Below are 22,682 nucleotides of genomic sequence, written 5' to 3' on the forward strand. Positions count from 1 at the left end.
ATATCAAAGAGATCCGAAATTCAGAGAAAAATTTATGGGTTGTTTGCGAGAACTACATTTGCCAGATGATTATTTCGACAAAGACGAATCGTGAGAAAGGTGTACCTGAATCACCCCAAGGTTGTCTCCTCCATTCATACAGAGGTTTTGTTTTCCATAAGGACGAACCGAATAAGAATGTGGACTAATGCAAATGCTTCGATAGAATATCATTCTATATTGTTGTATTCAGGATTTTATAATACAGATTGGAGAGGTAATCATGGGAAATACGGATAAGTTTGAAATGATAGCTAATGTATATGACACTTCTGAAAGAATTCAGATTGCAAAGGCATCATCTGATGCCATTCGTGAATATGTAGTTGACGCTAATAGTAAGAATGCTATTGATTTCGGGTGTGGAACGGGTCTCGTCGGAATGAACTTGTTAAACGATTTTAATTCTATGCTTTTTCTGGATACTTCACAAAACATGATTAATCAAATAAAGCAAAAAATTACTGATTTTAATATTCATAATGCAGATACAATATGCTTTGATTTTGAAAAGGAAGGTCTATCGGATCTTCATGCTGACTATATTTTTATGGCTCAGGTTCTGCTCCATATTCATGATGTTGAATTCGTTTTATCCAGATTATTTGATGTTCTAAATGAAGGAGGACATTTATTAATCGTAGATTTTAATAAAAATGAAAAAGTAGTTTCAGATATAGTTCATAACGGATTTAGTCAAGAAGAGCTGACTGACATTATGACTAAAATAGGATACAGAGATATTCAGTCCAAAACTTTTTTTAACGGAAATAAAATATTCATGGGACATGATGCATCTATGTTTATTCTTGATTCTAAAAAATAAACTTTTAGGCAGAAATGATCCCGTTAGTAGATTTGAGACTATTGAGTAGCGGCAATTTTTTTGGAAATAATGAGTTAAAAGGAGAGATGGAAATGCCCTATATCGTTGATTTTAATAATGTGTCTACGGTTGGTTTAGAGTCTTCACCTGTAGTAGAAGCGCTTGCTGGTTTGCGTGCTAATGAAGCCCGTTACTTTATGAACAAATACAAGCATGAATTTACGGTTGTGCCAGCTAGTGAAAGTCAGGAGACCCTTGATTATGTGAACCGAGTTTTGAAAGAGCGTGATATTGAGTTTGAGGCCAAACCTTTAGAAACGTCACGTTTTCAAGTGGAAAATATTAAATTTGCTTACGTCTTTTATGAGGATGGTCTTGAGGTCAACGTCATGTATACGGTTGATGATACTAAGAAGCGGGCCGTTGGCTTTAAGCTTTCTGAGGGGATGGAGGTACCAAAGGAGTTAGAAGGGAAGTTTAAGTTTGCTAGGCAGAAGTCAAAACTAGCTGGAACAATTCGGGGTTCGTTTTTTGTAATTAAAGGAGAATATTAAAGTAAGCAAAAGCGCAATTGGAGAAATCCATCCACTTTTTCTATTTGTAAAAAAGATGCGAGATCAAAGAAAGGGCTATCCCACAAAAGGATGGCCCTAAATTTTGCCGTTACAGCCATCGCGGTGAGCCTTACCATAAGTAACGGCAAGCTTTTTGGAGAAAAACTCGCAGCAGCTTGTATTACATCATGCCGACCATAGGAGCAGGTTGGGTCAGACTCTGATCGGAATGATGCGTAAATAGGCTCCTGCAAGTTTTTTCAACACAGTGAGTAAATGTACGATGCATTCCTTTCACTTTCTGGGGGCGTAGAAATCTGGAATCGAGAGTTCATCTTTACAGAGGCGAAGTGAGTTTTTCAGATAGTTGACCGAGCTGATCCAGGGTAGGTTATAGTTTTACTGGCTTGAAGCCTACATTTATAACCTGTTTTTTCATGGAAAAATGATTCCTTTAGTTTTGCTTCCAACGTTTGGAGCAGACTAATGCCCCGGTGACGGCGAGCCCATCAAGCGATTTTGGGCGTGCGCATGCCCCATTCGCACAAGCAGCCCGCCCGCCCCTGGCGTAAACTGAATTATAATCAGTGAGCGAGGTGAACTTCCATGGCACAATCGAAAGAGATGCGCGCACGGGCTAAGAAGTTTCAGGGCCGTCCGGTCTGCGTCACCCTGCATAGCGGAGAGACTTACGTCGGCTACATCACCGACGTTAATTGCGGCGGGTTGGTACTTGCCAGCGCTGGAGCCCCCCCACGCGCTTCTTCCGGGAAGCAAGGCTCCCGATCTCCCAAACGCAGAGCCAGTTCGCATGCCCCGGGCGTCCGTCTCGGCAATCGGAGAAGCGGCGCGCGCAAACCGTCCGTCCGTTCGCGCTCCCGCAAGCCGGACGCCAAGGTGTCGGCATTCCTGCCGATGATGGGCTCGCTGCTCGGTGGCCTGGGCGGCGCCACTGCGGGCGCAGGAGCGCTCGGCGGTGCGCTCGGTGGCGGCCTGCGGCTGTTCGGCATGATCCAGAAATTTGTTCCGGTCGTGAAGATGGGCTACGGCATGATCAAGTCCATTCGCCCGTTCTTCGGCGCAGTTCAAGGCTTGATGACCCCGGTCGCGCCGGATAACGAATAATCGTATATCTGTCAAAGGGGGCTATTCGCGATAGGTGCGGACGCATATTCTGCGCGGATCAAGGGATAATGGCGGCACGGCCTATACCCTATCCTTTTCTAAAAAGGAAGCTAACGTGACCTCGAAGGACTGGTCGTCTTTGACAACCAGTCTTTTCGTTGCTGTTTCAGACAGCACGGTGAACTGTATTATAAATAATAGAAAGCTTTGGTATAATAACCCGGGAGGGAGAAGAACATGCACACGATAGAGAGCTTAATGAAGCAATTAGAGCAATTGAGTATTGACAGCAAAGGGACATTGTTGGTCCATTCTTCTATGAAAAGTATGGGGTCGGTCGAGGGTGGTGCGGACACAGTCTTGGATGCGTTTACAGAGTATATGAAGGATGGGCTGCTGGTGTTACCGACCCATACGTGGTCCTACATCAATGCGGATAATCCCAGATTTTACGTGGATCAGTCATCTTGCTGCGTCGGTATCCTACCTGAACTTTTTCGCAAACGGCCTGGCGTGATACGTTCGTTACACCCCACCCATTCGGTGGCAGCATTAGGTCGGGATTCCATAGCTTTCACCAACGACGATCATCGTTACGATACGCCATGCGCGAGAGGCTCCGCCTGGGGGAAGCTGCTCGATCGAAAGGCGACCATCTTGTTGGTTGGGGTCGATTTAAAACGCAACACATTTATCCATGGAGTTGAAGAATGGGTAGACATCCAGGGCAGGTTAACGGATGAGCATGAGATGCTTTACACGGTTCTACCTGATGGAACGGAAATCCCTGTACCTTCCCGCAGACATTGTGGGTTGTCGTGGTCGGAGCATTTTTGGAAAGTAGATGAGGTCCTTGAACGTAAAGGTGCGATGTATAAGGGACAGCTTGGCGATGCGGTTGTAAGGGTTTGTGATGCGGCTATGGTGGCGGAAGTCATCACGGAAATGCTCAAGGACAATCCGGATTTGTTCTCGGATAATCTTCCCTTGGATCATTAATATGGATTATGAAAGGGCCGTCCGGTAACGGATGGCCCTAAAAACTCGCCGTTACAGACAACGTAGTGAACCGTACCACAGGTAGAGCGAAATATTGCGATATAAGGTGCATTTTTGATTAAAGTACTGACTTCCTCAGTGGGATGCTAAGTTCTACAGTGCAGATAATAGTTTCCCTTATAGAGTAAAACAAGATATAGAGAGCTTCTTTCAGTTAGAATTGGTTGGTTTGTATGATAGCTGGACTATGGGGAACTAAAGGTGCTCCTGGCATTAATCCAAGACTGCATAAAGACTTGACCAATTAGATTACAAAAAACTCTGGGTTCCTTGGTGCAGGTACCCAGAGCTTCGCTTTGTTGATGGTATGCAGGGAGCCGTGCGGCCCCATTTTTCGGTCATAAATCGGCTTCCGATCTCTCCGCAAGCATGGTCATGACTTGGATTAATTATCTTTGGAGTGTCGTTCCCCCACTTGGTACTCATTCTCATGTTCAAACATATATTTCACCGTTACGGGATCTTGGCCCGTCAGCTTCTTGAAGTCGTCCGTAAATATATCCATTTTCCCTAAGCGAATTGCTTGTCCAAAGGTAACCATACCTTCAGAAGAGAAGGGGGCTTCGGAATCTTCTGCAAATTTGCCATCCGTTGTTCTGGGAACTCCCATTGCATCAAATACGCCGTAATTTTCTTCATCCGTGATCTGCTTGTAGGTTACATGATGACCCGTTACTTCATTTCCAATCTCGATAAAGTCGGACATTGTTATTAATTCAGGACCATTTATATTTAATATCGCCTCATGATAATCACTTGCTGCTAATGCATAAGCGACAGCTTTTGCGCAATCCTTCCGTGAGATATAGGCCATCTTGCCGTCACCCTGGTTATTTTTCAACACGCCGTCAGACTTCACATAGGTGAAGTAATTGGTAACCATAGCTTCCGCATATTGCGAATTACGCAGGAAAATATAATCTAACCCGACACTTTTGATATAATCCTCCGTATACACATGGTCCAGTTTTTCAACACTTGGATTGGATTCATCAGCCGCGTTAACCAATGAAGTATAGATGATTTGTTTTACTCCAGCTTCTTTCGCCGCATCGACCACGTTTTTGTGTGCATTTTGGCGTTTTATCCCTACAAAAGGCATGGAGATTAAAGCAAGCTGATCTGCATTAGCAAAAGCTTTTGCAAGACCGTCTATTTTATTGAAATTGGTCACATGCGTTTCAATACCTTGTTCTGCATATTCTTGTAAAGATGCCGGATCATATGCACAAAAAATAATTTGGTCTTTTTCCACTAATTTCAATAAATATTCAGCCGCTTGTCTGCCCAGATTGCCATCTACACCTGTTAATAATAATTTACCCATGCTTGTCGTCACTCCTTGCTGAAATGATCTACACTTATATATTATGTGAAAAAAAGAACAATGTATAACACAAAAAACTTATGGACTATTGCTAAATCGAATTTTGTATTTGATGCAGGAATGAGTACAATGCCGGATTTGAATTATTTTTTAAGTAGCCTATTTCGATTTTAAAAGTATGGTGTGAATCATGTATGGGAATGAATCGGACCTCTTCCTTCAGGTCAGCAAGATCATAGTTATCTGGAAAAAAGCCAATTAAATTCTCTGTAATGATATAAAACAGCTTGGTTTCGACATCATCTGCGGTTCGAAGGATGTTGGGCTGGTAACCATCTTCCATGGCATGTTGAATCATTAAATAATAGGAGTCTCCAATAACCATTGGATTCAGCATGACAAGCGGATACTTATATAATTCATCCTTTGAGATGGATTCACAACAGAAGAGGGGATGTTGTTTACTTACAGCCGCGTAGTATCGTCCGCTATATAATGTATGGGTTAGGATTTCCTCTTTCCCTTTAAACTCTGAGTCAAAGGCAACGGCCACGTCATATATTCCTTTTTGCAGATACTCAGCGATATCCTTTAGCAATACTTTATTTAATTCAAGTTTAATTTTTGGATGATTTTCTTTAAATGAAGGAATGAATTTCAACAAGCTTTGGATATCTGTGAACGCAGCATATTCGATACTCAATAATTGAGTATTGTTTTTCTGAAAATTTTCCATGCTTGTTTGCATATGATTATATTGCTTCCAGAGCACGACGGCGTCTGCATAAAACAGCCACCCCGCTTTTGTAGGCTCAATCGGAATTTGTTTTCTGTCAATCAACTGAATGTTGAACTCATTTTCAATTGCGGCAATTTGTTGGCTAATCGTAGTCTGCGATACAAAATTTTTCTTTGCTGTTTCTGTAAAATTTCTACATTCAACGAGATCTATAAAATATTTCATCCTTTTTAGATTCATGTTTACCTCCAATTGTATGAAATTTATTATAACTTACGTTCCCGCCATAAATTCAAGCCAGCGTGCCCTAAGGTTAATAGGCAAACCGGCGGTTCATAATTTGGAGGTAATGTCAGCTTATTGCCGCACATTGCTAAGTAAAGAATAAGCATAAGGATTTCCGCTACAGATTCTAGGGTCCTTATGCTTTCTTTGGATTCTATTTTTTGTAGTATTGGCCGTTGGGCAAGAATGGATAATTCATCATTAGTATATCACGCTTACAGGTTCTTAGACACACCATGCAGACATGTAAAATGTGAACTCGCGTATCTGCTGGCCAGTTGTTAATGTACCGGAGCATCCGAAAAATAATGCGGAGCGATGAGAAAAAAAGCACAGGGTGCCACGCTGATCTGGTTCTATTTTTTTTATACTATATGAACGATGATTTCAAATTTTCTCTTTTCAAGAAAAATGCTGAGCTATATTTGCTAGATACTCTTCTTCATCCGTATTTTCTTTCATATGAATGAGCATCTTTGCATCTTCTCCAACTACATATCGGAATTGATTTGTACCGTCTGTGGCCGCTTGATATATTGTTTCGGCAACAATATCTGGAGGCGAAGCGTATGCTGGGTGTTTTTCCATTTCACCCAATTTACCCAGAAATGCAGTAGTAAACGGCTTATAGTCCGTTAATGCATCATTAAAAAAGAACTCCATCGATCTTCCACCAAAGTCCGTATTAATAGCACCTGGTTCAATCAACTTTACTTTGATGTTTTGTGATGCTAATTCATAAGATACGGATTCAGAAAAACCTTCTACCGCGAATTTAGATGAATGATACAGAGACATCGTAGGAAAGGTCACTTTCCCTCCCATAGAAGAGATATTGATCAGCAAACCTTCTTGATTAGATCTAAAATGTGGCAACATAGCTTTAGTCATACGGATAAGACCAAAAACGTTCACTTCAAACTGTCTTCTAATCTGCTCATCCGTAGCTACTTCTATAAGACCCATTGTTCCATATCCAGCATTATTGAGAAGAACGTCAATTTTATCAAACCGTTGAATCGCTTCCGCTAACGCAGATTGAATAGTATCTTCTTTCTCAACATCAAGCCTTAGCACCAACACATTATCTAGTGTAATGAATTCAGTTTCTTGTTCAGGTGAACGCATCGTGGCTACTACGTTCCATCCTCTTTCAGCAAAATGTTTTACCGTAGCTCTCCCAATGCCCGATGAAGCACCCGTAATAAAAATTGTTTTCATTAACAATTCCTCCTAAAAGTTTTGTGAGCGTTACATCTTCAACATGTTTGTACAAAACTTACTTCGTAAGCATTTGAATTCACTAAATTCTGCTCTTCTCTTGCACTAACTGCTCCATGCTTAACAATCCCTGGGCAATGGTTGTGAGTTTAGCTTTATATTCTTCTATCCCAATTTGGATGCAGATGATCTGTGCTGGATGCATTTCATCTTTATAAAGCGAATATTGCTCAAATAATTGATCTAACTTTTTTTGTGATTCCTCTTGTACTTGCTTCAACCAAATAATCACCTTGTCATACCCAACAAATTCACCGAAATAAAGCCTCATCATAAAATCAGATTTCTTAATACTGTCTCCCTCTAGTGGCGCTTGTAAATAGGCGTTAAAACAATCTCGTCCTTTAGCCGTTATATTTAAAACATTCTTGTTAGGCTTACCTTCCTGGAGCACAAATTCCTTAGTTATCAATTCCTCCTTCTCCATTCGAGTAAGTGTGGGATAAATCGTTCCATAACTTGAACTATAGAAATTAGAGAATACATCCTCCAATAACTGTTTTATTTCGTATCCAGTCAACGATTCTTTCATAAGCATGCCTAAAATAACATCCTGACTGTTCAAAATAGGACCTCCTTGCAATTTAGGAATATTTGTATATCACGATTACAATATATCAGTTAGATATATGCTGCGTCAATATATAAAATTTATTATTGCATGTAGATAACAAGAAGAAGCCGCATCTTTAGTCTATTTTATGCTTATTTGTTCAATAATTTCGAGAAAGTGAAGTGGAGAACGATACCACAAGTAACGGCCAATCCAAGCCATAACCCTTGCAAAAAGCTGAGTTAAGGCCTAGATTTTATATTCTTGGAGCCCTGTGGACAACTTATCACTTTTTTTTCCATATTCAAATGGTTTATAATTATCAGATAATAGTCGATATAATTTTTAATAGACTATATTTTAGTTATAATAGAGATAGAAAAGGTATGTTCCTGAGTGGAGCCTTGCTTCTTGTATCACCTAAGCAGGAGGGCCTGCTCTTTTTTGCAAAATAAGAGATAAGGAAGGTTTTTATGAGTAGCATACAGAAAAAAACAGACGTTATCTTAATTGGTGCCGGAGTCATGAGTGCGACTCTGGGATCATTGCTGAAAGAGTTAGCACCGGAATGGGAAATTAAAGTGTTTGAGAAACTCGCAAACGCAGGAGAAGAAAGCTCTAACGAATGGAATAATGCGGGTACGGGTCATGCTGCACTGTGTGAGCTGAACTATACATCCGAAAAAGCTGACGGATCTATAGATATTAGTAAAGCTGTAAACATTAATGAGCAGTTTCAGCTCTCAAGACAGTTTTGGTCTTTTCTTGTAGACAGCAATTTGATTCGTAATCCGCAGGACTTTATCAAGCCAATACCTCATATGAGTTTGGTAATAGGGGAACAAGACGTATCTTTTTTGAATAAGCGATTTAAAGCGCTATCAAACGTCCCTCTGTTCCAAGGAATGGAATTTTCTGATGACCCTGAAAAGCTGAAGGAATGGATTCCGCTGATCATGGAAGGTCGTACATCGAATGAACCGATCGCGGCAACCAAAATCGACTCCGGAACAGATGTCAACTTTGGTGCTTTAACACGCATGTTGTTTGACCATTTACAAAGTAAAAACGTCGAGATCAAATACAAGCATAGTATTAAGAATATTAAACGTACGAGCGACGGCTCGTGGGAAGTCAAAGTGCATAATCTTGAAAGAGGTAAAATCGAATACCATACTGCCAAATTTATCTTTATCGGTGGTGGTGGCGGAAGTCTGCCTTTACTACAAAGAACCGGTATTCCTGAGTCCAAACATATCGGAGGATTTCCGGTAAGTGGACTGTTTATGGTATGTAACAATCCTAAAGTTGTCGAGCAGCATCATGCAAAAGTATACGGTAAAGCTAAGCTTGGTGCTCCTCCCATGTCTGTTCCGCATCTGGATACAAGATACATTGGCAACAAAAAAGCACTGTTGTTTGGACCGTTTGCCGGCTTCTCACCAAAGTTTTTGAAAACGGGTTCAAATTTGGATTTGATCTGTTCTGTCAAACCCAATAACCTCTTCACGATGTTGGCGGCAGGTGCAAAAGAGATGGCATTGACCAAATACCTGATCCAGCAAGTGATGTTATCGAATGAAAAGCGTCTGGAAGAATTACGCGAGTTTATTCCGAACGCCAAAGTCGAGGACTGGGAGATCGTGATAGCGGGCCAACGTGTGCAGGTGATCAAAGATACAGAGGCTGGTAAAGGAACCCTTCAATTTGGTACGGAAGTGGTTAGTGCCGCTGATGGCTCGGTAGCTGCATTGCTCGGTGCTTCTCCGGGTGCTTCTACTGCTGTTAACGTTATGCTGGAAGTATTAGAAAGATGTTTCCCACAACATATGAAAGAGTGGGAACCGAAGATAAAAGAAATGATTCCTTCTTATGGTGTGTCACTAGCAGAAAACCCGGAGCTTTTCCAAGAAATTCATGATTCTACAACGCAGACGCTTGGTCTGGGCGAAAAGGAACCGATCCATGGTTAATTTTTGGATGTAGAACCTAGCCCCAGGCTCAACTCACTTGAGAGAATTACCTTTTTTGATAAAATGCACATTAATCTTACGATATGTATTAAAATCGCATAAACAACAACGTCAAGCGGTGGGGAATATTCCCCACCGCTAAAATGCTTGCATAAGAATACAAAATGTTGCAATCCTCCCATGTTTCCGATCATAGGTGTCTGATATAGTGATCACAGTAATTATGTAAGCGCTTCACATAAAACGGAATCGTTTATGGGTATTCGGGGTTGAAGAAAGGGGACAGAGAGATGAGAAGAAAGAGACAGGCATGGTTGTTGCTGGTGGTGGCGATTATGTTCAGTTCGTGGCCGATGCGGCTGACACCAGCGGCGGCGGCCGCATCGGCTGGTGTTTCGGCAGTCGTAAACGGGGGATTCGAGACGGACTTCTGGAGTGATCAATCGTGGCAGGTGGAAGCATCGGATTGGAATCAGATGGATATTCAGCATTATGCCTATGCCAGTGATCCTTTTATTACGCCGTCTGAAGATACGTATGCACTCAAGTATTGGATCAACGACGCGGCGCCGACGGACCAGCAGGTCACGGTCAGCCAGAAGCTTTCGACGCTGCAGCCAGGCAGTTATGAGCTGTCGGTGCAATCGATGGGCGGCGCCGATGCCGAAGCGGGACATGTACAGGTATTCGCAGGTACCGATCAGAGCGGTGAGGTGGCAACGTCAGGCTATAACCAATGGGGAAGCGTGACCTTGAAATTCGTGCTGACCGAGCAGACTTCCGATCTGGTCATTGGGGCGAGGATCAGCGGCGCTGCGGCTGCGTGGGGCTATCTGGACCGCTTTACCTTAAAGCAGGCCAGCACGGATACGACCCACCCGGTGGCAGCGGATATTTTCGTGAAGAAGGTCGAAGGATTGAAGTCTGATTTTATCAAAGGTGTCGATATATCCAGCATTCTTTCTCTGGAGCAGAGTGGAGTACGCTTCTATAACGAGCAAGGCACAGAGCAGGATATATTCCTGACGCTGAAGGAATCCGGCGTAAACTATGTCCGGGTGCGTGTGTGGAATAACCCGTATGATGTGAAAGGTAACGGCTATGGCGGCGGGAACAACGATCTGGCCAAAGCGATCGAAATCGGCAAGCGGGTGACCAACAACGGGCTGAAGCTGCTGGTGGATTTCCACTATTCCGATTTCTGGGCCGATCCGGGCAAGCAGCATGTGCCGAAGGCCTGGCAGAATCTGAGCTTTGCTGACAAGGAACAGGCGGTGTACGACTATACCCGGGACAGCCTGCAGCAGCTGCTCGATCAGGGTATAGATGTGGGGATGGTGCAGGTCGGCAATGAGACGAACCAGTCGTTTATCGGGGAGAAAGATTGGACGAAGATTAGTGCTTTATTTAATAAGGGAAGCCAGGCGGTGCGTGCCGTGGATCCGAATATTCTCGTGGCACTGCATTTTACCAATCCGGAGACGCCGGGCCGCTATGCTTCCTATGCGAAGGCGCTGTCAGACAACCGCGTGGACTATGATGTCTTTGCCAGCTCGTATTATCCGTTCTGGCACGGTTCACTGAGCAATCTCACAGCAGTACTGAAGCAGGTAGCAGATACGTATGGTAAAAAAGTGATGGTGGCGGAAACGTCCTATGCGTATACATCTGAAGATGGCGATGGGCATGAGAATACCGCCCCGAGAAGCTCGGGACAGACGCTGGACTATCCGATCAGTGCTCAGGGGCAGGCCACGTCGGTCCGTAATGTCATTGAAGCGGTGTCCAATGTAGGCGATGCAGGCATTGGTGTATTTTATTGGGAGCCAGCCTGGCTGCCGGTAGGACCAAGAGCCGATGTCGAGCAGAACAAGCAGCTGTGGGAACAATATGGTTCCGGCTGGGCGGCGAGCTATGCTGCGGAATATGACCCTGACGATGCGGGCAAATGGTATGGCGGCAGCGCGGTAGACAACCAGGCGTTGTTTGATTTTACGGGTCATCCACTTCCTTCGCTGAATGTGTTTAACTACGTCAACACTGGAGCAGTTGCTGCGATCAAAGTGGATGCAGTCCAAGCGGTCACGTTAACGGCCAATGCGGGCGATAACATTTCGCTGCCGGATTCGGTCACCGTGATGTATAACGACGGCAGCACCGGAACACTTGCTGTGGAGTGGGACCAAGCGGCCTTAGCGCAAGCGGTGAGCCAGGGAGCGGGCAGTTACGTGATTAAAGGGACAGCCAAAGGCGGTTATCCGGCGCAGGCGGCGCTGGAGATTCGCAGGCCGAATCTGCTGGTGAACGGCAGCTTTGAACAGAGCGACCGGAGCATGTGGGAGATTACTTACGGTGACGGAAGCGCGCCCCACACCGACTATCAGAACAAAGCCTCCGATGCGAAGTCGGGCCAGTATTCGCTGCATTTCTATTCGGCGGCTGCGGTCAATTTCCGGGTGGAACAGGCGGTCTACGGTTTGAAGTCCGGCTACTACGACCTCTCGATGTCGATTCAGGGTGGCGATGCGAAGAACGCGCAAATGAAATTGTTTGCCGCGACTGGCGGCAAGGAAGATAAGGTAGATACCGATGTAAATGGCTGGGTACAGTGGAATCAGCCGGTCATTCGCGATATACGGGTAACCGACGGCAAGCTGACGGTGGGTGCTTCCATTCAGGCAGACGGCGGGGCGTGGGGATCGCTGGATGATTTCTATCTGACGTTCGTCCGGGATGTAGAGGCAGCACCGGGCAAAGATTCCTCCAAAAATTCATCTACTGGTGGCGGCAGTATATCTGCCGTACAGAGCGAGAATGTGACAGTCAGTGTGGACGGCGGCAAGAACAGCAGTACTATGCTCTCCAATGTCGTCATTCAGCGGACAACGCTGTCCGACGGGTCGAAAAAAGACCGGGTCAGCTATGGAACTGCTCAGGCACGGGAGGCATTGAGCAGCGTGAAGGCCGAAGGACGTTCCAGCGTCCGGCTGGTGATGCCTGATTCAAAGGATGAAGTCTCCGAGCTTGAATTCGCTCTGCCAAAGGATACGGCGAAGACGCTGGCGGATGCGGGGGTCGGTCTGGAAGTATACACTAACCATGCCCGTCTGATCCTGTCCCCATCAACGCTCGCTTCGATGGACGGGAACCGTCAGTTTACGCTCAGTCCGGTAAAGAGTGAAGCGGCAATCCAGGCGGTAGCGGAACGGGCAAAACAGAATAGCCTCGTGCAAGAAGCCGCCGGACAGGGTGAAGTTCGCGTTATTGGCCGACCGGTGATGATCGAGACGAATCTGCAGGGGCAGTCGGTAGAAATGGTGCTGCCACTGCCGCAGCAATCGCTGCCGAACTCTGCCGAAGAACGCCAGGCTTTCCTGAGCAATCTGGCTGTGTATGTGGAGCATGGCGACGGCACCAGAGAGCTGGTGCAGCCGACCCTGCTGTGGGACGGTAACCACCCGGCAGGACTCAGTTTTAGTGTAAACAAGTTCAGCACCTTTACGGTACTGCATCTGAACAAGCAGATCGCGAGCATAGGCGGAGAGCAGGAGAGTGAGCGTTCGCAACCGTATATGCAAGGCTATCCGAATGGGACATTCCAGCCGGCGCGTAGGATGACACGGGCGGAGCTGGCAGAGATTCTGTTTCGTCTGGCTGTTGACCGATCGGAGCAGCCGTTGGTGGAATCGTCAGCATCGCAGAATCGCCCTAACTATACGGATGTTGCTGGGCAGAACTGGGCTGCCGAAGCGATTGATACCGTGACAACGGCCGGATGGATGAAGGGATACAGCAGCAGCACTTTCGCACCGGAGCGTCCGATCACTAGAGCAGAGATGGCGACAGTGCTGGCACGCTGGAAGAATCTGAGCGGAGCAGCTTCGGCAACCTTCCCGGATACGACCGGACACTGGGCGAAAGATGATATTGCACGGGTACAGCAAGCCGACTATATGCATGGCATGCCGGACGGCAGCTTCCAGCCGGACCAGACTCTGAGCCGGGCAGAGGCGGTCACTTTGTTCAATCGGGTATGGAAGAGAGAGCCAGTATCCTTCACTAACTCGTCCAGGTGGTCAGATGTCCCGGTCGGACATTGGGCTTTCGGGGACATTGCCGCAGCAACAACCCGGATTCGCTAGGATATACTGGTAAGCCAAACTTATCTGCATTTCCTGCCTGCATGTCTGGATCACATTCGGTCGGTGATTCCCCAAAAGGCCTGGCCTGTCGCAACAAGAGAATCCGTTAAAGAACCTCCTCGAAAATTTATTGAGGAGGTTCTTGATAATTTGGAATAGGAAGAATGGTCCATTTTTTGAATTTCCTGAAAATAGTAATGCCGATCTTCTTGGATAATCCTAATTTATTGGAGGGGTGCAAGTACCAATGTCTTAACCATTTCTTCCTGGTTTTTGTCCAAACCCAAAAAGATGGCGGTATAGTAAATATCGTTCTGCTTCCATAAGTAATAGGTTTGACTTCTGGTGTCCTTCTTGTTTGTTGTGCCGCGTCCATATTCATTGTAGACGTTATTGTTGTCCTCACCAACGGAAATGTCGATGCCGTTCATGTCTAATGTGCGAATTACGGATAGTTTTGCAGCATTAACAATGGGAACTTTGCTCTGATAGAGGGCGAGTTCATCATTTATTTCATATATTTTAGAATTGTATTCTGCATGGTATATATTTTTAATTGAATCCACGTCTGGTCTAAAATCGTAACCCGTGTTTTGATCTCCTGCCTGGAGCAGTATCGAGTCAATAAGCTTAAGTTGGTTATTCGACAGGTCAATTGGGAACTTCACCTTAAAACCCAGAATTTTTTTTGCTTCCAGCAAATCCTTTTCATCATATAGAGGAAACGAATTTCCTTTTCCATCGTAGCTGACATTTTGGATTTGTTGGGGGAATGTAAAGGATAGCAAGAATTTCTCCAGCTCGTCTTGCGAGATATTCGCCCAAAGCTCAGGGTGTCCTTCTCTGGAATGATTTTCGCTATAGTAATTCATTGCATACCAGACTCCCTCATCCTGCCAAACGAAGCTTTTTTCCCTTTCCGGTTGATGATGTTCATAATTTTGAATTTGGGTTACTAATGTGCCTTTGATGCCAGCATATGTAACCTCATCTTGTTTGTAGGAACGGACTTGTGCATTCCCCCAAGCTGCCGGAGCAATACTCCTGACATCCCCCGCCCCCGATCGACTGTATGTTTGGAGTAAATTTCCCTTGGAGGCGAGCAGCTCGAATTTTTTTTCATCCGGTTTTCCAAAGTTTGATACAAAAGTAATGGTAACTTGATTATCGATACGATTGACATATTTCTCAAGCACTTCGACATTTTGAAGTTGATAACCAGGAGGTAGATAATCGGGTACTTTGAACCCAAAACCGGAAAAGTCGTTTGCCCTTGCCAGATTAGGAAACCATTTTGCCCAATCATTAAGACGTTCTACCTTCCATGAAGAAAAAGTTTCCTTCATGGAACCTATGTTTGGATCTACAGCTGATTCGGTGTTCTTACTGATCTTTAATGTAATAGTGAGGATTACGCCACTTAAGACAAGAACCAGAATTATTGCGGCGGCAGATAGTTTATACGAACCTTTTCTGAACTTTACGATCATTGTGATTCTCCACTTCCTTTTCGTTGATGTAGAAGATCTCAATCTTTGTAATGATGGCAGGTAGGTTTATAATATGTATATATAACGAGAAACTAAGCTTCACCTAATGGAATAGAAAGAAATGTGTTCGCTACTACAGCTTATGGATAGCAGAAAGGTGAGTTTATGCGTACAGTATTTGATGCTCATTTGCATATCATTGACCCTCGCTTTCCCTTAGTTGAAAACCAAGGATTTTTGACTAATGCTTTTACCTGCCAAGACTATCTAAATCATGTGCATGATCAATTACCGCATGATACACCAGATGAAGAAATGATACGACTTCATGGCTGTGGTGTGAGAGCTATACGTTTTAACGTCAAGCGAGGCGGTTCAGAAGATATATCTAGTTTAGATTACTTCGCAAGAAGAGTCTATGAGTTAGTAGGCTGGCACTCAGAATTATATATTGATTCTACTTCTTTAACTGAAATTGCATCAACAGTGGCGACACTTCCTGCTGTTTCGATAGACCATTTGGGTATATCAAAAGAAGGATTTAATACTCTTCTATCTTTAGTCAATAAAGGGGTTAGAGTCAAAGCAACGGGCTTTGGTAGGGTTGAACTTGATGTAGAACAAGCTCTCCGTTCCATTATTTCGGTAAACCCAGATGCTTTAATGAAAAAGTTTTATATAAGAATGCGATTAGATGGTATTTGAAATAAAGACTATTGAAGTAATGGAGGTAGATTGATGAACGAACGACAGCATGCCAAAGAAAGCAATACTCAGGCCAGTCCGATCAAGAACAAAGTCGGAAGCATTTTTGTCCCCGTGAAGGATATTGAGAAGTCACGCAGTTGGTATTGTCAGGTTTTAGGGCTGAATGAAGATGACTGCAATATCATGAATGGTCACTTATGCCATCTGCCAATGGAGGGAACCGGAATTATTCTTGATACGATGCCTAAGTGGGGCGGCGACCAACCGGGAGGTGCCCCTTCTATCAAAACTCCGGCCTTTATGCTAATGACAGAAGATCTAAGAAGTGCGCTTGACTATATGAAAAAGATCGGTGTGGAACTCGTAACAGAAATTGAACATGATCATTGGTTCGTTGTGAAAGATCCAGACGGAAACAAGTTGATGATTTGTGGTGAATAGCGAAGATTTCATCCGCGATTGAGCCAAATTCTTCTCTAAGAAAGAGCCGTCCTTTGCGGGATGGCTTTTTGGTTAAAACTTGCCGTTAAAGATAGCGCAGCGAACTGTATCATAAGTAAGTGAGGTTTATTTGGTAAGATTATTAGTAATTATCTATAAAGTTCTTTTATATAAACATTTGGTTCTTAATTATAATAATATTTTCGTTATAAGCATTTAGCCAAAAGGATGAATTAAAATGGATTTTTCTTCTATAATATCGATTGATAAACTTCAAGATGGAGTTATTAAATGGTCTAACAATAAAAATCATTATGACCAATATAATTCAACGATGAAAATCAATGTAGATAAATACTTTGATTATTTATATTCAAATGCACTCTATTTTTCTGGAGAAACTAATGAGCTTTTGTTTCAGATATGTTTTATTGCTGAAAAATATAGTACTTGTAGTCATACATTAGAAATGATTGATCTTCAAGGTGAAATTAATTCGATAGAATCCAAAATGATTAAATCTTTATCTATTCCTGAACATATAAATTGTTCTATGAAAGAAAATTTGTATGCTATTTTAAATAGTCTCTGCAATAAATATAAAACAGAATTAGTAAACTTACTTTCATCTCATTCTAGAGAAGATCTGTTAAAAAGCTTTTATATGAATGCTAGTATTGTGAGTTATATCTCTGCCCAAGCTTATTATTGGAAACCAAATATTAATATAGAAACAAGGACGAATATCAGTTATATCAACTTGATTTCAGAAACATTTTCCACTATACATGAAAAAAACAAAAATATGGTTAATAATTTTTTTGGTAGTGAAAAAAAATCTTTTGAGTATTTAATTCATTTTCTCTTAAATAGTCAAATGAATTTTTCAAAAAGAAATAATGAAACAAGAGAAATAAAAGAAATATTAAAAGTTACTAGATTATTTATTAGTACAGAACAATTACGAAAAAACCTCTCGTATATATACGGAATAGGCGGGACGGTAAAAATAGAGAATAATCAAATATTAGTTGAAGGATCATTAAATGATAAGATTTATAGTTATTTTAATATGAATAATGAAAATATAATCAACATGCAAAGTGAGAAAGTAAGAGAGATTTACAATGAATTTGAGAAAAAAAGAGAGTATTCTCCATTTTTATTAGAAGAGTATTTGTATAACTTTGATGAAAAGTTTTTAGAAACAAGAACTTTAGCAACACTAATTGAAGAAGAGGCTCTAATTGAAGATATATGTTCAAAGACTAAGCAATCTAAACTGGCAATAAATAATATGTTGAAAGATTTATCTTTAAAACCTATTGATGAGAACGATATTTATACTATAACTTTTAGCAATGATAATAGACTTTTCCGTACACCATTAATAAAAATCTCTAATTATTTTTTTATTTCATTCTTTATTCTTATAGAATCTGCAACTTATTTTAGGTATAGAATACTTAAAAATGAATTAGATAACAAATTAGACAGAAAGACAAAGAATTTGGTGAAGGAAAATTTTGATGAAATAGATATAGAAAAACTAAGAGATAATTTTGAAAAGGGAAGCATTCATTTTGAAATTAATTATCAATTAAATCAGCAATTGAAATGTAAGCATTTATTTGAGAACAAAAAAGAAGTTCCTCAAGAAATAGACTGCTATTTTATAAAAGATAAAAAGTTATACATTATGGAATTAAAAAATAAAGACCTTCAGAAAAATTTACATGAAATAAGTAAAAGTATTAAAAATACAAAAAAATATTTAATTAGATTAAAAAAACTTAGAAATATAATCTATCAAAATAAAAAATTAATGGAAGAAGTTCTTGGGGGAGAATTTAATGAAATTCATTTATTTTTGGCTCATAAATTTCCACATTTTTTAGAGGGAACTTATGATAATGAATACGAAGTTAATATATGCTCGTTTAAAGATTTTTTGGAATTTTGCAAAAATAAAATCATTTAATAATCAAATAAGTATTAATAACCTCATTTGCACACATTACAGTTAACTGTATCACAAGTAATCTTCAATGGATTGGTTCCTGGCGGTGTAAACATCTGAGTCTCCATATCATATTCATATAGCCATGTGTATTTTATTGTATGATGGATAATAGTAACCCATTGTACGTGTCTGGCAAGCTGGAGAGAGCGGTGCTGGGAATGTTAGAATTAAAAAAAGGGCGAAAAGTAGGAGGCAGAGCTGATGCGGGACAATCTGTTGCCACAACTGGAAGCGTGGCACGAGGAAGATGAATTCGAAGAAATCGTAAATGCCATTATGGAGTTTCCTGTGGAGGACAGGGATTATGTGTTGGTCAGTCATTTGGGCAGAGCGCTGAACAATCTCGAGCGTTACGAAGAGGCGGTTGAACAGTTCCTATCCATTGAAGAGGAGGGGAAAGGCGATCCGCTGTGGCATTACCGCATAGGTTTTGCCTATTACTACCTGGATCAATATGAGGAGGCCTTGCGCGCATTTGAAACCGCAGATCAGTTAGACCCTGGGGATGAGGATACCTTGGAGTTCCTGGATTTGGCTCGGAGCAAAGTCCTTCAGAAGGTAGTGGAGGTGTCCAATGCCGAGGTTGATACCGTTGTGGATTTCGATTTCACGGACTTTTGGGATGACAGTGAACATGCGTTAGAACAATATGTTATGGATGATCCGCCCACTGATGAGCTAATCGCCTCCTTAGAAGAGGAATTGGTATTCAGGTTGCCGGCCTTCTATATTCATATGATGAAGCTGCATAACGGGGGAGTTCCTCAGAACAGATGCTTCTCTATAGGTGGATCGGTCTCCGGGTCGCAAGAGTATATCAGAATTTTAGGCATTCTGGGAATTGGACGGGAAAAGAGACATTCGCTGTGCGGTGAATCAGGCAGCCGTTTCAGAATTGAGAATGGGGGATATCCTGAAATTGGCGTGGTCATTTGTGATTGCCCTGCCGAGTCTGAGGTGGTCATGCTGGATTACCGTGAATCCGGCAATGACGGCGAACCGGAGGTTGTCTATGTGGATAAAGAGAATAACTACAAGATTACGCAGCTTGCGCCCAATTTCGAGGCCTTTATTCGCGGGCTGGAAAAAGAATAAATGAGGAGTCTGATTCGTTCAGGCTCTTTTTTTTGCCTTGCTATCGTTCCGCTGAACCGCATTCTCGAAAAATTTACAACTCTATAATAACTTTCAATCAGAGATTTGGCAGAAAACGTATTTGTGTGTGCTGAATATCATATCGATGGGACGATCCGGCAGTCAAAGGAGACGTCTTGTCTTCGAGAAGATCGGGAATGATCATGCGCTCGATTCGAGCCAGTCTCGAGAGACAAGTACGTCAAAGCCTGGCTTTGTTATGATGAAAAGTGAACCCAATCTTTCCCTTGGGCAGCTCCCATCTTTTTAAAGAAAATTTGAGCCCGTTTATTCTCAGTAGAAGTTATCCAGGTCATACTAGCATATCCATGATTTTGTGAATATTTTTGACATTCTAAAAAAAGCTGTGATTCCACTTCCGTATCTCTAAATGGTTCCATTACAAAGAGGTCGTTCATAACTGTGATTTTGTCTGCTTTCATCGTGCTAAATGTAAAGAATAATGTAGCAAAGCCGACTAGCTTTCCATCTTGTTCTGCCACAAATTGTATACCGTTTTGCTGATCAAAAAGGGTTTGAATCAAATTATGAATTTTTTCGACAGGTGGCCTAGGGTTTTGATAAAAACCAACGATGTACTCATACATTAACTCGGTCAAACTGTTTAAATCATCAGGCGCAGCGTTTCTTACTACAAATGACATTAGATATACTCCTTTTTCATTAATTTTGAATTATTATACTATATTAAGTATAAATATTCAAATGGGCGTGTACTGTGAGAATGTGGACAGCGCATCCTAACAACCATTGCCGACGTTCCATGTCGTTGATGGTTGTTTTTACTCCAATAGGTTTATACAGGCCTAGATGGCTTAATCCCTATCAATTATAGGTCGTTTTTAGCCGATAAACCAGTTAAGCTGAACCGTATCATAAATGAATGACCCAATCGTGATTTCCATTCGTTAAAATTGAACTTATTCCGAATTACTTAAGCAATGTAAGTGTCACCTCTATCGTATTATCAATAAATGATCGCTCTGGACGAGACTTCATCATTACGGTTAGTCCAATTAACGATACGATTAGCGCCTGTGATACAGCCTTCGCATCTAGCCCAATCTCAAGCTCACCTGATTGTATACCTCGTTCAATGGTTTCTTGAAATATGACCGATAGGTACATTTGATGTTCCCTTGTAAGAATTTCAAATTTCTCATCATGAGGTGCAAGTTCGACCATTGTATTGATGCAAAAGCATCCTTTTCTAGGATCTCCTGTATATTCCTCATCGACCACACCTTCAAAAAAAGTGCGAAATGCTTCTTTTACAGATGGGTTGCTTTGAAGTCTGGTTCGGACCAGAGAAGCACGGGACATCATGTATTTGCGTAGCGCGACTTCGAACAATTCTTTTTTGCCCCCAAAAGCTGAGTATATACTGGGGCGTTGAATTGCCATTCTGGAAGTTAAATCACTTAATGAGGTAGCCTCATATCCCTTCTCCCAAAATAGTTGCATAGCTGCATCTAATACTTGTTCTTCGTCAAATTCGCGGGTTCGTCCCATAATCAATACCTCTCGTTACTCTTGATTTTATTTTAATTGCTCAATGACTCTGATCATGTGTAATTGTCAGCAGTCTTTTTTTGCGTACCAAATAGTATGTTATTATCTTATAATTAGCCGTTTATATTGTCAAATGAAGGTTAGTTTATCCTAACAAGGGAAGTTGATTTATTGACATTATTCGTTTCTATGAGTTATATTTACTGGGAAAATTATCGTACCGATCAGTATGATATTTTTTGCCGTATTTAAAATCAATGGAGATAGGGGGGGCAGCATCAATCTGAGCTACACATCAACCTGCTTGAAAAGAACCGGAATAATAGTTTGAAGCTGCTGACAGAGAAAGCTATTAGTATAGGAGAGATTGATCATGGAAATAGGTATTACTTCGTTTGTAGAAACGAAACCGGACGTTCAGACAGGTGAAGTGATGAGTCACGCACAGCGATTGCGTGAAGTTGTCGAAGAAATTGTCCTTGCTGATCAAGTAGGACTTGATGTGTTTGGCGTAGGTGAGCATCATCGGAAGGATTATTCGGCATCTTCACCAGCAGTTGTGCTGTCTGCGGCTGCATCGCAGACGAAACGGATTCGGCTGACCAGTGCAGTGACGGTGCTTTCTTCAGCTGATCCGGTGCGCGTTTTTCAGGATTTTGCTACGCTGGATGGTATTTCGAATGGACGTGCGGAGATTATGGCTGGCCGGGGCTCCTTTATAGAATCTTTTCCACTGTTTGGCTATGACTTGGACGACTACGATGAGCTGTTTGAAGAACATTTGGCATTGCTCCTTAAAATACGTGAGTCCGAAAAAGTAACCTGGAAGGGTGGGCATCGGCCAGCGATTAACAATTTGGGCGTGTATCCACGGCCCGTTCAGAATCCGTTACCGATATGGGTTGGCAGCGGGGGCAGACAGAATTCTGCTATCCGTGCAGGTCTGTTAGGACTGCCACTGATGCTGGCGATCATTGGTGGAAAACCGACGGATTTTGCACCGCTTGTGCAGCTTTATAAGAAAGCAGCAGCGCACGCTGGTCATGATGAATCGCGGCTTAAGGTTGGATCGCACTCGATAGGATTTGTTGGAGAGAATACTGAACGAGCTGCCGATACATTTTTTCCTTCTACCATGGCAGGTATGAATAGATTGGGTAAGGAGCGGGGCTGGGCACATTATGATCGTTCTAGCTACGATGCCGCGCGCAGTTTTGAAGGTGCACTGTATGTTGGCGATCCCGAGACTGTTGCCCAGAAGATCATTCATCTTCGCAAAAATGTAGGCGTTACACGCTTTATGCTGTATGTTCCGTTAAGCACGATGCCGCATGCCGAGGTGATGAGAGCCATTGAGCAGCTAGGAACAGAGGTAGCACCCCGAGTTCGGGAAGAAATAGCCAAGTGGGAAGCCGAGACAGAAAAAAGATCATAATTCAATTATAGGAGT

The 22,682-nt window shown here is 42.5% G+C and carries 17 protein-coding genes and 1 pseudogene; 11 read left to right on the forward strand and 7 right to left on the reverse strand.

Features of this window, described 5'->3' with window-relative positions:
• The first annotated feature begins 262 nt into the window (after positions 1–262).
• The 4 genes from ABH897_RS06900 to ABH897_RS06915 all read left to right on the forward strand — a co-directional run bounded on the left by ABH897_RS06900 (position 263) and on the right by ABH897_RS06915 (position 3,543).
• Positions 263–865, forward strand: coding sequence for a class I SAM-dependent methyltransferase (locus ABH897_RS06900; RefSeq protein WP_283653964.1), 603 nt, complete (start codon positions 263–265; stop codon positions 863–865).
• A 92-nt stretch (positions 866–957) separates the two neighbouring features.
• Positions 958–1,419 (forward strand): phage tail protein, encoded by a 462-nt coding sequence (locus tag ABH897_RS06905; RefSeq protein ID WP_283653963.1) that lies wholly within the window; start codon positions 958–960, stop codon positions 1,417–1,419.
• 606 nt (positions 1,420–2,025) lie between these two features.
• Positions 2,026–2,544 carry a hypothetical protein gene (locus tag ABH897_RS06910; RefSeq protein ID WP_404591465.1) on the forward strand — a complete coding sequence of 173 codons (519 nt, stop codon included), beginning with the start codon at positions 2,026–2,028 and terminating at the stop codon, positions 2,542–2,544.
• Positions 2,545–2,781: 237 nt separating this feature from the next.
• The gene (locus ABH897_RS06915) at positions 2,782–3,543 is read left to right on the forward strand and encodes an AAC(3) family N-acetyltransferase (RefSeq protein ID WP_404591467.1); all 762 of its coding nucleotides are present in this window, start codon (positions 2,782–2,784) and stop codon (positions 3,541–3,543) included.
• 445 nt (positions 3,544–3,988) lie between these two features.
• Here ABH897_RS06915 and ABH897_RS06920 read toward each other — a convergent pair whose 3' ends face one another.
• The 4 genes from ABH897_RS06920 to ABH897_RS06935 all read right to left on the reverse strand — a co-directional run bounded on the left by ABH897_RS06920 (position 3,989) and on the right by ABH897_RS06935 (position 7,800).
• Positions 3,989–4,930 (reverse strand): NAD(P)H-binding protein, encoded by a 942-nt coding sequence (locus tag ABH897_RS06920; RefSeq protein WP_404591469.1) that lies wholly within the window; start codon positions 4,928–4,930, stop codon positions 3,989–3,991.
• Positions 4,931–5,021: 91 nt separating this feature from the next.
• Positions 5,022–5,909: a LysR family transcriptional regulator gene (locus tag ABH897_RS06925; RefSeq protein ID WP_283653958.1), complete on the reverse strand. Its 888-nt coding sequence runs from the start codon at positions 5,907–5,909 to the stop codon at positions 5,022–5,024.
• Positions 5,910–6,356: 447 nt separating this feature from the next.
• Positions 6,357–7,175, reverse strand: a complete 819-nt coding sequence (locus ABH897_RS06930; protein ID WP_283653957.1) for an SDR family oxidoreductase — start codon at positions 7,173–7,175, stop codon at positions 6,357–6,359.
• A gap of 82 nt (positions 7,176–7,257) precedes the next feature.
• Entirely contained in the window at positions 7,258–7,800 is a 543-nt protein-coding gene (locus ABH897_RS06935) for a PadR family transcriptional regulator (RefSeq protein ID WP_283653956.1), read from the reverse strand.
• A 461-nt stretch (positions 7,801–8,261) separates the two neighbouring features.
• Between ABH897_RS06935 and ABH897_RS06940 the strand changes: the two genes are divergently transcribed.
• Together ABH897_RS06940 and ABH897_RS06945 are read left to right on the forward strand one after the other, a co-directional pair.
• The gene (locus ABH897_RS06940) at positions 8,262–9,761 is read left to right on the forward strand and encodes a malate:quinone oxidoreductase (protein ID WP_404591471.1); all 1,500 of its coding nucleotides are present in this window, start codon (positions 8,262–8,264) and stop codon (positions 9,759–9,761) included.
• A gap of 290 nt (positions 9,762–10,051) precedes the next feature.
• Positions 10,052–13,903 (forward strand): glycosyl hydrolase 53 family protein, encoded by a 3,852-nt coding sequence (locus ABH897_RS06945; protein ID WP_404520628.1) that lies wholly within the window; start codon positions 10,052–10,054, stop codon positions 13,901–13,903.
• A 224-nt stretch (positions 13,904–14,127) separates the two neighbouring features.
• Here ABH897_RS06945 and ABH897_RS06950 read toward each other — a convergent pair whose 3' ends face one another.
• Entirely contained in the window at positions 14,128–15,393 is a 1,266-nt protein-coding gene (locus tag ABH897_RS06950; protein WP_283653953.1) for a peptidase M56, read from the reverse strand.
• A 165-nt stretch (positions 15,394–15,558) separates the two neighbouring features.
• Here ABH897_RS06950 and ABH897_RS06955 point away from each other — a divergent pair.
• The 4 genes and pseudogenes from ABH897_RS06955 to ABH897_RS06970 form a co-directional block, all read left to right on the forward strand.
• Positions 15,559–16,059, forward strand: a pseudogene (locus tag ABH897_RS06955) (amidohydrolase family protein); the annotation flags it as partial.
• A gap of 72 nt (positions 16,060–16,131) precedes the next feature.
• Entirely contained in the window at positions 16,132–16,542 is a 411-nt protein-coding gene (locus tag ABH897_RS06960; RefSeq protein WP_283653951.1) for a VOC family protein, read from the forward strand.
• A 238-nt stretch (positions 16,543–16,780) separates the two neighbouring features.
• A complete protein-coding gene (locus tag ABH897_RS06965; RefSeq protein ID WP_404520626.1) occupies positions 16,781–18,523 on the forward strand; it encodes a hypothetical protein in 1,743 nt (580 codons plus the stop codon).
• Between the two features lie 243 nt (positions 18,524–18,766).
• Positions 18,767–19,660 (forward strand): SMI1/KNR4 family protein, encoded by an 894-nt coding sequence (locus ABH897_RS06970; protein ID WP_404520624.1) that lies wholly within the window; start codon positions 18,767–18,769, stop codon positions 19,658–19,660.
• A 257-nt stretch (positions 19,661–19,917) separates the two neighbouring features.
• Here the strand turns inward: ABH897_RS06970 and ABH897_RS06975 are convergent, their stop codons facing one another.
• Entirely contained in the window at positions 19,918–20,364 is a 447-nt protein-coding gene (locus ABH897_RS06975) for a GNAT family N-acetyltransferase (protein ID WP_283653948.1), read from the reverse strand.
• A gap of 286 nt (positions 20,365–20,650) precedes the next feature.
• Positions 20,651–21,232 carry a TetR/AcrR family transcriptional regulator gene (locus ABH897_RS06980; protein ID WP_283653947.1) on the reverse strand — a complete coding sequence of 194 codons (582 nt, stop codon included), beginning with the start codon at positions 21,230–21,232 and terminating at the stop codon, positions 20,651–20,653.
• Positions 21,233–21,605: 373 nt separating this feature from the next.
• Here ABH897_RS06980 and ABH897_RS06985 point away from each other — a divergent pair, with 373 nt between their 5' ends.
• A complete protein-coding gene (locus ABH897_RS06985; RefSeq protein WP_283653946.1) occupies positions 21,606–22,667 on the forward strand; it encodes an LLM class flavin-dependent oxidoreductase in 1,062 nt (353 codons plus the stop codon).
• Positions 22,668–22,682 lie beyond the last annotated feature (15 nt).

Source organism: Paenibacillus sp. RC73, from assembly GCF_044908085.1.
Classification (GTDB): Bacteria; Bacillota; Bacilli; order Paenibacillales; family Paenibacillaceae; genus Paenibacillus; species Paenibacillus terrae_A.